11 protein-coding genes and 1 pseudogene are annotated in these 13,560 nt (G+C 53.7%); 9 read left to right on the forward strand and 3 right to left on the reverse strand.

Translation table 11 applies throughout. The annotated features are described in order from the left end of the window. Positions 1-438 precede the first annotated feature (438 nt). Entirely contained in the window at positions 439-687 is a 249-nt protein-coding gene (locus HA41_RS02530; protein ID WP_094119454.1) for a DUF2498 family protein, read from the reverse strand. 371 nt (positions 688-1,058) lie between these two features. On the opposite strand from HA41_RS02530, the gene topA reads away from it, so the two are divergent. The 4 genes and pseudogenes from topA to acnA all read left to right on the forward strand — a co-directional run bounded on the left by topA (position 1,059) and on the right by acnA (position 8,761). Then, complete coding sequence (topA, locus tag HA41_RS02535; protein ID WP_094119455.1) at positions 1,059-3,656, forward strand: type I DNA topoisomerase; 2,598 nt, start codon at positions 1,059-1,061, stop codon at positions 3,654-3,656. Positions 3,657-3,845: 189 nt separating this feature from the next. Beyond that, a complete protein-coding gene (gene cysB / locus HA41_RS02540; RefSeq protein WP_009089966.1) occupies positions 3,846-4,820 on the forward strand; it encodes an HTH-type transcriptional regulator CysB in 975 nt (324 codons plus the stop codon). 493 nt (positions 4,821-5,313) lie between these two features. Further along, positions 5,314-5,472, forward strand: coding sequence for a YmiA family putative membrane protein (locus HA41_RS02545; protein ID WP_071778593.1), 159 nt, complete (start codon positions 5,314-5,316; stop codon positions 5,470-5,472). Between the two features lie 608 nt (positions 5,473-6,080). Continuing rightward, a pseudogene (acnA, locus tag HA41_RS02555) lies at positions 6,081-8,761 on the forward strand (aconitate hydratase AcnA). A 32-nt stretch (positions 8,762-8,793) separates the two neighbouring features. On the opposite strand, the gene ribA reads toward acnA, so the two are convergent. Further along, complete coding sequence (gene ribA, locus HA41_RS02560) at positions 8,794-9,387, reverse strand: GTP cyclohydrolase II (protein ID WP_010244482.1); 594 nt, start codon at positions 9,385-9,387, stop codon at positions 8,794-8,796. 227 nt (positions 9,388-9,614) lie between these two features. On the opposite strand from ribA, the gene pgpB reads away from it, so the two are divergent. The 5 genes from pgpB to yciH all read left to right on the forward strand — a co-directional run bounded on the left by pgpB (position 9,615) and on the right by yciH (position 13,232). Continuing rightward, positions 9,615-10,373: a phosphatidylglycerophosphatase B gene (pgpB, locus tag HA41_RS02565; RefSeq protein WP_094119457.1), complete on the forward strand. Its 759-nt coding sequence runs from the start codon at positions 9,615-9,617 to the stop codon at positions 10,371-10,373. 133 nt (positions 10,374-10,506) lie between these two features. Continuing rightward, positions 10,507-10,815, forward strand: a complete 309-nt coding sequence (locus HA41_RS02570; RefSeq protein WP_094119458.1) for a LapA family protein — start codon at positions 10,507-10,509, stop codon at positions 10,813-10,815. A 6-nt stretch (positions 10,816-10,821) separates the two neighbouring features. Beyond that, a complete protein-coding gene (lapB, locus tag HA41_RS02575) occupies positions 10,822-11,991 on the forward strand; it encodes a lipopolysaccharide assembly protein LapB (protein WP_094119459.1) in 1,170 nt (389 codons plus the stop codon). A 198-nt stretch (positions 11,992-12,189) separates the two neighbouring features. Beyond that, a complete protein-coding gene (gene pyrF, locus HA41_RS02580; RefSeq protein ID WP_094119460.1) occupies positions 12,190-12,909 on the forward strand; it encodes an orotidine-5'-phosphate decarboxylase in 720 nt (239 codons plus the stop codon). Beyond that, positions 12,909-13,232 carry a stress response translation initiation inhibitor YciH gene (yciH, locus tag HA41_RS02585; protein ID WP_094119461.1) on the forward strand — a complete coding sequence of 108 codons (324 nt, stop codon included), beginning with the start codon at positions 12,909-12,911 and terminating at the stop codon, positions 13,230-13,232. Before pyrF ends, yciH begins: the two co-directional genes overlap by 1 nt. Before the next feature lie 77 nt (positions 13,233-13,309). Here yciH and osmB read toward each other — a convergent pair whose 3' ends face one another. Next, positions 13,310-13,525: an osmotically-inducible lipoprotein OsmB gene (gene osmB / locus HA41_RS02590; protein ID WP_031374546.1), complete on the reverse strand. Its 216-nt coding sequence runs from the start codon at positions 13,523-13,525 to the stop codon at positions 13,310-13,312. Positions 13,526-13,560 lie beyond the last annotated feature (35 nt).

Genomic DNA, 13,560 nt, shown 5'->3' on the forward strand with positions numbered 1-13,560 from the left:
TGCTTTGCCGTCGTGCCGACGAACCGTTCGCGGATCGGCCCTCCCTGGCCGGCCCGGAACTCTCCACGCTTCCCGGCGTGGCGTTCTGGCCCAACGTCACGCCTCAGCGCTGCGGATAGCCCTTTCAGCAGCAGAGGCGCTCAGGCCTCTGCCATCGTGCCCTTTTTAACAGCACGCCTGAAGCTTCAGAGCAGGCTGGGGTCGGGCAGGGGCAGGCAATTCGCAGCGCTGAACAGAATGAGTCTGCCAGGAGAGCCCGCAGGACGCGGGCGAAAGGCGGCGCGGCACAGGATGTGCCATCCCCGGCGGTCCGTCAGGCAGACGAATGAAGTGAAGGAAGCGCGCAGCGGCGCGAGGACCGCCAGCCCCTGAGCGGCACCAGACTGCGTTATCACCTGCTGCTTCACTGACGAGCATCAGGCCTCTGTGCCAGGTTTTTTATTCCAGATGGTACTGCGACGATAATACAACGGCTAAATGTTTAAACACGTTGAACACCGCCGTGGTTCTGGCGGTGGGCAGTTCATCGGCATCCAGAAAAAACGGGCCGCGAAACACCAGAACGTTTCCCTGCTGAATCACTTCATCCGCCTGCATACCGGCAAAATAATTATCATGCTCTTTGATCAGCGCATTGGCCATTTCCAGCAATGCCTGGCGTGAAATAGGCTGGGTTATTGTCTTCATTGTTTGCTCCTTTTTTGACAGCACCTTAATCCTTTCTATATTACTTGCGTGTCCCATTGTGTGACAAATCGGCGTAACGGCTGAAAAGTTGGCGGAAATTTATCCTGAGTGCTAATTAAGTTGCGTAACAGATTTTATCAGGTAGAGTGTGGGCGATTCTGATTTCAGGGGTTTTGCACCGCGATGTGTGATTATGTCAGATGGAAAAAGTCCTCTTTATCATGCAGTTGCATAACGCCGCATCGTCTGATCAGAGATTGACCCCTCCGCCTTGAAATGTTAAACAGGCGCAGCAATATTGAACCCATTGGGTTTTTGGGCATCCAATCCTCTCCCGTTAAGCAGGATGTTTTCATTAGGTAAAGGTAAATATGGGTAAAGCACTCGTTATTGTTGAGTCCCCGGCAAAGGCTAAAACAATCAATAAATACCTCGGCAGTGACTACGTGGTTAAATCCAGCGTGGGTCATATCCGGGATCTGCCGACCAGTGGTTCAACCGCCAAAAAAAGTGCTGACGCCTCGACAGATAAAAAAGTCAAAAAAGTTAAAAAAGATGAGAAAGCGGCACTGGTCAGCCGGATGGGGGTTGATCCTTACCACGGCTGGGAAGCGGATTATCAGATCCTGCCTGGCAAAGAGAAAGTGGTTGCCGAACTGAAAGCGTTAGCGGCCAGCGCTGACCACATCTATCTCGCAACGGACCTTGACCGCGAAGGGGAAGCCATTGCCTGGCACCTGCGGGAAGTGATCGGTGGCGACGACCAGCGTTTCAGCCGCGTGGTGTTTAACGAAATCACCAAAAATGCGATTCGTCAGGCGTTTGAAAAGCCGGGCGAACTGAATATCGATCGGGTTAATGCTCAGCAGGCGCGTCGTTTTATGGACCGCGTGGTGGGCTATATGGTGTCACCGCTGCTGTGGAAGAAAATCGCCCGTGGCCTTTCCGCCGGACGGGTGCAATCCGTTGCTGTGCGGCTGGTGGTGGAGCGTGAGCGCGAGATCAAAGCGTTTGTACCAGAAGAATACTGGGAAATTAACGCTGCGCTGACTACGCCAAAAGGCGACGAGCTTTCAATGGATGTCAGCCACAAAGGCGACAAGCCATTCCGTCCGGTCAATCGCGACGAGACCTATGCGGCCGTTTCGCTGCTGGAAAAAGCGCGCTACGAAATTGTCGATCGTGAAGATAAGCCGACCAGCAGCAAGCCGGGCGCGCCTTATATCACCTCAACGTTGCAGCAGGCCGCCAGTACCCGTCTCGGCTTTGGCGTGAAGAAAACCATGATGATGGCGCAGCGCTTGTATGAAGCGGGCCACATTACCTATATGCGTACCGATTCGACCAACCTGAGTCAGGATGCGGTCGCCATGGCACGCGGCTATATCGAAAGCCACTTCGGTAAAAAATATCTGCCTGAAGCGGCCAACACTTACGCCAGCAAAGAGAATTCACAGGAAGCGCACGAAGCGATTCGTCCTTCTGATGTGGAAGTGGTGGCGGAACAGTTAAAAGATATGGAAGCGGATGCGCAAAAGCTCTATCAGCTGATCTGGCGCCAGTTTGTTGCCTGTCAGATGATGCCAGCGCAATATGATTCCAGCACCATTACCGCAGTGGCAGGCGATTTTAAGCTCAAGGCCAAAGGCCGTACGCTGCGCTTCGACGGCTGGACCAAAGTAATGCCGGCGCTGCGTAAGAACGATGAAGATCGGACTTTACCGCCAGTTAACGTCGGCGACGTGCTGGATCTGCAGCAGTTGCTGCCTGGCCAGCACTTTACTAAACCACCGGCGCGCTTCAGCGAAGCCTCTCTGGTGCGTGAACTGGAAAAACGCGGTATTGGTCGTCCATCGACTTACGCGGCGATCACGTCAACCATCCAGGATCGCGGATATGTGCGGGTCGAGAACCGCCGTTTCTATGCGGAGAAAATGGGTGAGATCGTCACCGATCGGCTGGAAGAGAACTTCCGCGAACTGATGAATTACGATTTCACTGCGCGCATGGAAAACAGCCTCGATCAGGTCGCCAATAATCAGGCGCAGTGGAAAGCGGTGCTGGACAATTTCTTCAGCGACTTCACTCAGCAGCTTGAGCGGGCAGAGAAAGATCCTGAAGAGGGCGGCATGCAGCCGAACCAGATGGTGCTGACCTCGATTGACTGCCCGACCTGCGGCCGCAAAATGGGTATTCGTACCGCCAGCACCGGCGTGTTCCTCGGCTGTTCAGGCTATGCCTTACCGCCGAAAGAGCGCTGCAAGCAGACTATTAACCTGATTCCGGAAAATGAAGTTCTCAATATTCTGGAGGGGGATGATGCTGAAACCAACGCCTTGCGCGCACGTCGTCGTTGCCAGAAGTGTGGTACGGCGATGGACAGCTACCTGATCGATAACGAGCGTAAGCTGCACGTCTGTGGTAACAACCCGGAATGCGACGGCTACGAGATTGAACAGGGTGAGTTCCGCATCAAAGGCTATGACGGCCCGGTGGTTGAGTGCGAGAAATGTGGTTCAGAGATGCACCTGAAAATGGGACGTTTCGGCAAGTACATGGCCTGTACCAACGACGAGTGCAAAAACACCCGTAAAATCCTGCGTAACGGCGAAGTGGCACCGCCGAAAGAAGATCCGGTCCCGCTGCCTGAACTGGCGTGCGAGAAGTCGGATGCCTATTTCGTGCTGCGCGACGGCGCTGCCGGGGTTTTCCTGGCCGCTAACACCTTCCCGAAATCGCGCGAAACCCGTGCGCCGCTGGTAGAAGAGTTGCAGCGCTTCAGCGATCGTCTGCCAGAAAAGCTGAAATACCTGGCTGAGGCACCGGCGACCGATCCGGAGGGGAATAAAACCCTGGTCCGTTTCAGCCGCAAAACAAAACAGCAGTATGTCTCCTCTGAAAAAGAGGGTAAAGCGACCGGCTGGTCTGCCTTCTATATTGATGGCAAATGGCAGGAAGCGAAGAAGTAATCCTCACAGGCCAGCGCTCGCTGGCCTTTTTCTGAGCCTTATACCCATCCGTTCTACAATCACACTTAAAATGTTATAGTGGTTATAGCATTTCCGACCTTTCCTGATGCATGGCTTTTCTTCACCCTGTTAAGGCGACAATACGTCATCCGGGGATGCGACTCTGTAACTTACCGGGATGGAACAGATATGAAATTACAGCAGTTGCGCTATATCGTCGAAGTGGTTAACCATAATCTGAATGTCTCTTCGACGGCGGAAGGACTCTATACCTCGCAGCCCGGCATCAGTAAACAGGTGCGGATGCTGGAAGATGAGCTGGGCGTTCAGATCTTCGCCCGCAGCGGTAAACACCTGACTCAGGTCACACCAGCCGGTGAAGAGATTATCCGCATCGCGCGTGAAGTGCTTTCTAAAGTGGATGCGATTAAATCGGTAGCCGGTGAACATACCTGGCCGGATAAAGGATCGCTCTATGTGGCGACAACGCATACGCAGGCGCGCTATGCGCTGCCGGGGGTAATTAAAGGTTTCATTGAACGCTATCCACGGGTGTCGTTGCATATGCATCAGGGCTCACCGACGCAGATTGCAGAAGCGGTATCGAAAGGGAATGCCGATTTTGCGATCGCCACCGAGGCGCTGCATCTTTACGACGATTTAATTATGCTGCCGTGCTACCACTGGAACCGGGCGATAGTGGTGACGGCTGACCATCCGCTGGCCGGAAAAGGGCAGGTGACCATTGAAGAGCTGGCTGAATATCCGCTGGTCACTTATACCTTTGGTTTTACCGGTCGTTCCGAACTGGATACGGCATTCAATCGTGCCGGTTTAACTCCGCGGATTGTGTTCACCGCTACCGATGCTGACGTGATTAAAACGTATGTCAGATTAGGTCTGGGTGTCGGCGTCATAGCCAGCATGGCAGTTGATCCGGTCTCCGATCCTGATCTGATTCGTATTGAAGCGGCCGATATCTTCACCAACAGCACCACCAAGATTGGCTTCCGTCGCAGCACGTTCCTGCGTAGCTATATGTATGACTTCATTCAGCGCTTTGCGCCGCATCTGACCCGCGATGTGGTGGATACCGCCGTGGCGTTACGCTCAAATGAAGACATTGAGGCGATGTTTAAAGACATTAAGCTGCCGTTTAAGTAACGTTGATATTCAACACAATTTCCCAGGCTGCCTCAGGCAGCCTTTTTTATTGCTAGTCGTTAGCGCCAGACCAGATTCAAATTTTTTTATTATTTTTTTGTAAATGAAACATCGGTCACATGTTTTCGGATTGATCTTCCTTAAATGCGAATTACGACACATTTTTTACTTTGCCGCTTTGCGGCTCGCCAGGAATATTCCCATACTCCAGTTAAGACCTGATGGAAAGCCGGTAGATATCAGGTTCTGTAATCCGCTCTTTAGTTTTGAATGGTCCTGATTTGAATTTAAGTCAAATTTATAATGTGATCGTTTAATTAAAATTTTGTTCCGCGGTTAATGATTTCAGACGTGACTGGGTCTTATTGATTAATAGCGTTAATCGTTTTACTCAATAAAAATAACTGGATTTTTGGCCTTAACGCGTTTAGGATTCGTCCTAAATCTTAATCGTTGTTATCAATCATTTTGTTGAGAGTGATTATCAAAAACTATGAATACACGACTGACTGTACAACCGGGTTTCCCGGCTAAAAGCACCAAGGTTGAGCGCACTGGCAATACACGTCGTAAAGCCTGGCTGACCGTATTCGCTGCCTCAGCGCTGTTCTGGGTAGTTGTTGCTTTAATGATCTGGCGTATCTGGGGCTAAAGCCATGTGGGCAAACACACTCAGCCATAAACGTTCTTTGACGGCGCGTCAGCACAAGCCCGCTTCCTGCAAAGGAAAAGAGCCGCTTGCAAAGGATGAAAAAGTGTCTATCCCCGATTCCTGGGATTTGAGTGATGGCCAGCGACACTTTATCGAGTCGTTTCTGGACCCTAAAACGAAATAACGTTTTCGCTGTACCGTTTATTATTTTTTTCTTTCTGCTCTTCTTATCGGATTCGCCGGCGGGCAAATTAAAAGCCCATCCCCACACTCAGTAACACAAACGGGTTTCATCCCTATACCGGATGAACGCAGGCCTTTGTACGCCCATTTCTGGCGAAGGAGTGAACACCATGAATATCATAAAAATGTCCTGGCTTAGCGCTTATGCCTTCTGCTTCGCGTTCTGGTCTGCGGCGGTGTGGATAACGCTCTGATTTGAATTAAATCACCTCTTTCTGATGCCCTGTCTCCGGACGGGGCATTTTCGTTTCGGCCGATTGTAGCAATTTGTGTTGTAATCAAAACGTTAACGAAATTGTGGTCTATCTTTAACATAAACCTTTACCTCTCTGAGGTTTAAAGACCACGATTATAAAGGAGGAGCTATGTCGTCTACCCTACGCGAGCAGAGTCAGGAAATACTGCAGGTCGACAATAAAAACTACCACATCTTCAGTCTTCCCCATGCTGCTCAACATCTCGGTAACATTGACCGCTTACCCAAATCCCTGAAAGTTTTACTGGAAAACCTGTTGCGCTGGCAGGATGGTGAATCGGTCACTGCGGAAGATATTCAGGCACTGGTTGACTGGCAAAAAGATGCCCATGCCGATCGCGAAATTGCCTACCGTCCTGCGCGGGTATTAATGCAGGACTTCACCGGTGTGCCCGCCGTGGTCGATCTGGCGGCGATGCGTGAAGCAGTAAACCGGCTGGGCGGCGATGTCGCGAAGGTGAATCCCTTATCGCCGGTTGATCTGGTGATTGACCATTCGGTCACCGTTGACCATTTTGGCGATGATGATGCATTCGGGCAGAACGTCCAGCTTGAGATGGAACGTAACCATGAACGTTACGTTTTCTTACGCTGGGGTCAGAAAGCCTTTGATAAATTCCGCGTGGTTCCACCGGGTACCGGTATCTGTCATCAGGTCAATCTGGAATATCTCGGTAAAGCGATCTGGCATGAAACCCTGAATGGTGAAGAGTATGCCTGGCCGGACACGCTGGTGGGTACCGATTCTCATACCACCATGATCAATGCGCTTGGCGTGCTGGGCTGGGGTGTGGGCGGCATTGAAGCGGAAGCGGCGATGCTCGGTCAGCCGGTTTCGATGCTGATTCCGGATGTGGTGGGTTTCAAGCTCACCGGTAAACTCCGGGCGGGGATCACCGCAACCGACCTGGTGCTGACCGTCACGCAGATGCTGCGTAAACATGGCGTGGTGGGTAAATTCGTTGAATTCTACGGTGATGGACTGGCCGACCTGCCATTGGCTGACCGCGCCACTATTGCCAATATGGCACCGGAATATGGCGCAACCTGTGGTTTCTTCCCGGTGGATGAAGTGACCCTGAGTTATATGACGCTGACCGGGCGCGAAGCCGAACAGGTTGCGCTGGTGGAAGCCTATGCTAAAGCGCAAGGCCTGTGGCGTAACCCGGGGGATGAACCGCGCTTCACCAGCACTCTGGCGCTGGATATGAATGAGGTTGAATCGAGCCTTGCCGGACCGAAGCGGCCGCAGGATCGCGTCTCTCTCGGTGACGTGCCGGCAGCCTTTGACGCCAGCAATGAGCTGGAGGTCAATCACGCGCAGAAGCCGCACAAAACGGTCGACTATACCGACAGTGATACCGGTCTTAGCCACACCCTGACCGACGGCGCGGTGGTGATCAGTGCCATTACCTCCTGCACCAACACTTCAAACCCCAGCGTGCTGATGGCTGCCGGTTTACTGGCGAAAAAGGCGGTTGAGCGGGGCCTGAAGCGGCAACCCTGGGTGAAAGCCTCGCTTGCACCTGGCTCTAAAGTGGTCTCCGATTATCTTGCCGTGGCACAGCTGACTCCTTATCTGGACAAGCTGGGCTTTAATCTGGTCGGCTACGGCTGCACTACCTGTATCGGTAACTCGGGTCCGCTGAAAGACGAAATCGAATCGGCGATCAGGGAAGGCGATCTGACGGTGGGGGCTGTGCTGTCAGGCAACCGTAACTTTGAAGGCCGTATCCATCCGCTGATTAAAACCAACTGGCTGGCGTCGCCGCCGCTGGTCGTCGCTTACGCCTGGCGGGTAACATGAAGATCAATCTGCAAACCGATCCGATCGGACACGATCGCAGCGGCCAGCCGGTCTTTCTGAAAGATATCTGGCCATCGCCGGAAGAGATCTCCACCGCGGTGCAGCAGGTGACCAGCGACATGTTCCATAAAGAGTACGCCGAAGTGTTTGACGGCACGCCAGAATGGCAAGAGATCAGGGTGAGTGAAGCCGCGACCTATGACTGGGACGAAGGCTCAACCTACATTCGTCTGTCGCCATTCTTTGATGATATGGAGAAAGAGCCGAAACCGGTACAGGATATTCGCGGCGCACGGGTACTGGCGATGCTGGGCGACTCTGTCACCACCGACCACATCTCGCCAGCCGGCAGTATTAAGGCGGAAAGCCCGGCGGGTCGTTATCTGCTGTCGCATGGCGTTGAGCGCAACGACTTCAACTCATACGGTTCACGTCGCGGTAACCACGAAGTGATGATGCGGGGCACCTTCGCGAATATCCGTATCCGTAATGAGATGGTGCCTGGCGTGGAAGGCGGCTACACCCGTCACTATCCGAGTGGCGAGCAGCTGGCTATCTATGATGCCGCGATGAAATATCAGGCAGAAGGGGTGCCGCTGGCGGTGATTGCGGGGAAAGAGTACGGCTCGGGCTCGAGTCGCGACTGGGCTGCCAAAGGCCCGCGCCTGCAGGGTGTCCGGGTAGTGATTGCCGAATCCTTTGAACGTATTCACCGTTCGAACCTGATCGGCATGGGGATACTGCCGCTGGAGTTCCCACAGGGCGTGAACCGTAAATCGCTGGGGCTGACCGGTGAAGAGCGTATTGACGTCGAAAACCTGGGCGCGCTGGTGCCGGGCTGTTCGGTAAAAGTCACGCTGACCCGTGCCGATGGCAGCAAAGAAGAACTGAATACCCGCTGCCGCATCGACACCGGTAACGAGCTGACCTATTACCGTAACGACGGTATCCTGCACTACGTCATTCGTAACATGCTGGACTAATAAAAAAGCCGGGGAAACCCGGCTTTTTTAACTTATGACTTCGGCAGCAAATGGCCCATCTTTTCCGCTTTGGTATCGAGATAGTGCGCATTTTTAGGATTGCGACCCACTACCAGCGGCACACGCTCAACGATGTTAATGCCCGCCTCACTGAGGATCTCCACTTTACGTGGATTATTGGTCAGCAGACGCACTTCATTCACGCCCAGCAATTTAAACATGTCGGCACACAGCGTGAAGTCGCGTTCATCGGCGGCAAAGCCCAGCTGATGGTTCGCTTCAACCGTATCGTAGCCTTTATCCTGCAACGCATAGGCGCGGATCTTATTCAGCAGCCCGATGTTGCGTCCTTCCTGGCGGTGATAGAGCAGCGCGCCGCGACCCTCTTCAGCGATGGCGTTCAACGCCGCTTCCAGCTGGAAGCCACAATCGCAACGCAGGCTGAACAGCGCATCGCCGGTCAGGCACTCGGAGTGCACGCGCGCCAGCACTGGTTCGTTGTCATTAATATCGCCAAAGACCAGCGCAACGTGGTCATGTCCGGTTGCCAATTCTTCAAAACCGACCATCAGGAAATCTCCCCATGGCGTGGGCAGTTTGGCTTCTGCCACCCGTTTAAGCTGCATGTGACTCTCCAGAACCTTCAGAGGATGCACTATCATCATGATAGCGCACAGGCCAGTGTGGCCTGACAAACGTGCAATATTGTGCCACAACCCACAGGCGGGCTGGTAATCTGTCAGAGCAATTGATGTGATAAAGCACGATTATCTAATCGATAATGGTTATGTTATTCTTTTTTAAGCTAAAGTTATGCTGCTTTTGCGATTTGTCACCGATATAAGGGAAAAGGATGTATAAAATTTCGCGTCGCACCACCTTCGGGATGTTATTGCTATTAATCATGCCGATAGGCGTCTGGTTATCAGGCTGGCAATGGCAACCGGGCGAAAGCAACGCGATATTGAAAGGGTTGTTCTGGATGACCGAAACAGTCACCAACCCCTGGGGCATTGTTACCAGCGTGGTGCTGAGCGCCTGGGTACTCTGGTGTCTGCGCTTTCGCCTGAAACCGGCGATTCTGCTGTTGCTGATCATGAACGCCACCATTCTGGCCGGGCAGTACACCAAATCCTTTATTAAAGAACAGGTTCAGGAGCCGCGTCCCTATGTGATCTGGCTGGAAGAACATCACGGCCTGGATGATAAAGCGTTCTATGAACTGAAACGCAAACAGCGTGGCGAAATGGTCACGGCATTAATCGCTGATGAGAAGCAGATTCCGGGCTGGCTGAAGCGCCACTGGGCTTTTGAGACCGGCTTTGCGTTTCCGTCGGGGCATACTATGTTTGCTGCCAGCTGGGCGCTACTGGCGATCGGTCTGCTGTGGCCGCGCCGCCACTACAAAACCGTGGTAATCGTTTTTCTCTGGGCGATGGGCGTCATGGCCAGTCGGATGCTGTTGGGGATGCACTGGCCGCGCGATCTGGCGATGGCAACCGTGCTCTCCTGGTTGCTGGTTACCCTGGCGACCTGGCTGGCACAGCGTGTCTGTGGTCCGTTAAGCCTGCCGCCAGCCGAGCAAAAAGAGGTGGCGCAGCGGGAGCCCTGATTGTAATTCACCATAAAGACCCCATATTATTGATCGGGCTGGCGTAAAAGCGGGCCGTCTGATGCTGCTGGGAGCAGCATTTTTGCTGGAGTTTTGGCATAATTCTACTGACAACCTCACAACAGGATGCACTGTGAAATATTTGCTGATTTTTTTAGTGGTATTGGTGATTTTCATCATTTCCGTCACCTTAGGCGCGCATAACGACCAGGTTATTACCTTTAACTACCTGCTGGCGCAGGGTGAGTTCAGCATCTCGACCTTACTGGCAACGCTGTTTGGTGCCGGTTTTGTGCTCGGCTGGATGATCTGTGGTCTGTTCTGGTTACGCGCCCGGGTGTCGCTGGCCAATGCCAATCGAAAAATTAAGCGCATGCAGGCACAAATTGAGCAGAGCAATGTGGGTGCCACAGTGCCATCCTCTCCGGCTGGCCGGGAATAAACATCAATGCTTGAGCTGCTGTTTCTGTTACTGCCGGTTGCGGCTGCGTATGGCTGGTATATGGGCCGCCGCAGTGCGCAGCAGGACAAGCAACAGGAAGCTAACCGCCTGTCACGCGAATATGTCGCTGGCGTCAACTTCCTGCTTTCTAACCAGCAGGATAAAGCGGTCGACCTGTTTCTCGATATGTTGAAAGAGGACAGCGGCACCGTTGAAGCCCACCTGACGCTGGGTAATCTGTTTCGCTCGCGCGGTGAGGTCGATCGCGCCATCCGCATTCACCAGGCGCTAATGGAAAGTGCTTCCCTGAGCTATGAACAACGTCTGCTGGCCATTCAGCAACTGGGTCGCGACTACATGGCGGCCGGTCTGTACGATCGCGCAGAAGATATGTTCAAGCAACTCACCGATGAAACCGATTTCCGTATCGGTGCGCTGCAGCAGTTATTGCTGATCCATCAGGCGACCAGCGACTGGCAGAAGGCGATTGAGGTGGCGGAGCGGCTGGTCAAGCTGGGTAAAGATAAGCAGAAAGGCGAGATCGCCCATTTCTACTGCGAACTGGCGTTACAGGCGATGAGCAGCGACGATCTTGATCGTGCTATGACACTGCTGAAAAAAGGGGAGGCGGCCGATCGGCAGAGCGCGCGCGTCTCCATCATGATGGGCCGGATTCTGATGGAGAAGGGCGATTTCGCTAAAGCGGTCGGCCATCTGCAACGGGTGCTGGATCAGGACAAAGAGCTGGTGAGCGAAACGCTGGCAATGCTCGAAACCTGCTTCCAGCGGCTCAATCAACCGGAGGCCTGGGCTGAATTTCTGCAACGCTGTGTGGAAGAGAACACCGGCGCTGCCGCAGAACTCTATTTGTCCGATATTCTTGAGCAACAGCAGGGACCGGAAGCGGCGCAGAATTACATTAACCGCCAGCTCCAGCGCCATCCCACCATGCGAATGTTCCATCGCCTGATGGATTTTCACCTGCATGAAGCGGAAGATGGACGCGCGAAAGAGAGCCTGATGGTGCTGCGCGATATGGTCGGCGAACAGATTCGTACCAAACCGCGCTATCGCTGTCAGAAGTGTGGTTTCACCGCACACGCGCTCTACTGGCATTGCCCTTCCTGCCGCACCTGGTCGTCAGTAAAACCTATTCGCGGCCTCGACGGCCAGTAATCCCCGCCACCGGGCGTGCGTTGTTAGCCTTGCTATTAGTTACAACATACTAAATATTTTAAATCTCCACCCAATGCCGCAACAGTGCGCGCGAAGTCAGACAGGCGGAGAATGTCGATTGTGATGGCCCGAGGCCGCAGGTAGAATGCTTGCCGTTTGTCTATTGCGCCCGCGGGTGCCCACTGCAGAGGAAATGCCATGCCTTCACCCCACACCGTGACCGCTTCGCCGATTCTGGTGGCGCTTGATTATCACGACATCAACAGCGCGCTGCGCTTTGTCGATCAGATCGATCCGCGCAGTTGCCGGCTGAAAGTGGGCAAAGAGATGTTCACACTGTTTGGTCCTTCGCTGATCACCACCTTGCAGCAACGCGGTTTTGAACTGTTTCTCGACCTCAAATTTCACGACATTCCCAACACCACGGCGCATGCGGTAGCCGCCGCTGCCGAATTAGGCGTGTGGATGGTCAATGTCCACGCCAGCGGCGGGGCGCGCATGATGAACGCAGCACGCGAAGCGCTGCTCCCCTATGGTAAAGAGGCACCGCTGCTGATTGCCGTCACAGTGCTGACCAGCATGGATCAGGAAGACCTGCTAGGGTTGGGCATCACGCTTACGCCGGCCGAACAGGCTGAACGACTGGCGAAGCTGACGCGTGACTGCGGTCTCGACGGTGTAGTCTGTTCAGCGCACGAGGCGGTTCGCTTCAAACAGGTGATCGGTGAGGACTTTGCGCTGGTCACGCCAGGTATTCGTCCGGCAGGCAGCGATGCCGGCGATCAGCGCCGCATCATGACGCCCCTGCAGGCTAAGCTGGCGGGTGTGGACTACATGGTGATTGGGCGTCCGATCACCCAATCTGCCGATCCCGCCGCGTCGCTGCAGGCCATTCTGCACAGTCTGGAGGAAAAGTAATGGCAAATGATAATCCATTGGTTTATTCAACCGACAGCGGCCGCATCGTGCAGCCGGAGCAAAAGGCTGAACGGCCAAAAGGTGATGGGATTGTCCGCATTCAGCGCCAGACCAGCGGACGTAAAGGCAAAGGCGTCTGCCTGATTAGCGGTATCGATATGGATGATGCCGGATTAACGCAACTGGCGGCTGAGCTGAAAAAGAAATGCGGCTGTGGCGGATCGCTGAAAGAGGGTGTCATTGAGATTCAGGGCGACAAACGCGACCTGCTGAAAAGCCTGCTGGAAGCGAAAGGGATGAAGGTCAAACTGGCGGGGGGCTGAATAAAAAATCGGGCTACCGTGGTAGCCCGATAACAGGTAGATGCTTAGCGTAGCCGATAATTATTTTAATCCGGTCATTAATGGACCTGATGACCGATAATACCACCTACAGCAGCGCCGCCGACCGTGCCAAGCGCGCTACCGTTGGTCAATACTGAACCCCCAATCGCACCCGCACCCGCACCAATCGCGGTATTACGGTCACGTTTAGACCAGTTAGAACAGCCGCTCAGCGCGACAACTAATGTGGTAGCCAGTACAGCAGCGGTGATTCGTTTCATTGTAATTGTCATAACTTCTCCTTTAATGTGCTCACAGAGGCAACACC

Origin of the sequence: Pantoea conspicua, from assembly GCF_002095315.1 — a bacterium.
Lineage (GTDB): Bacteria > Pseudomonadota > Gammaproteobacteria > Enterobacterales > Enterobacteriaceae > Pantoea > Pantoea conspicua.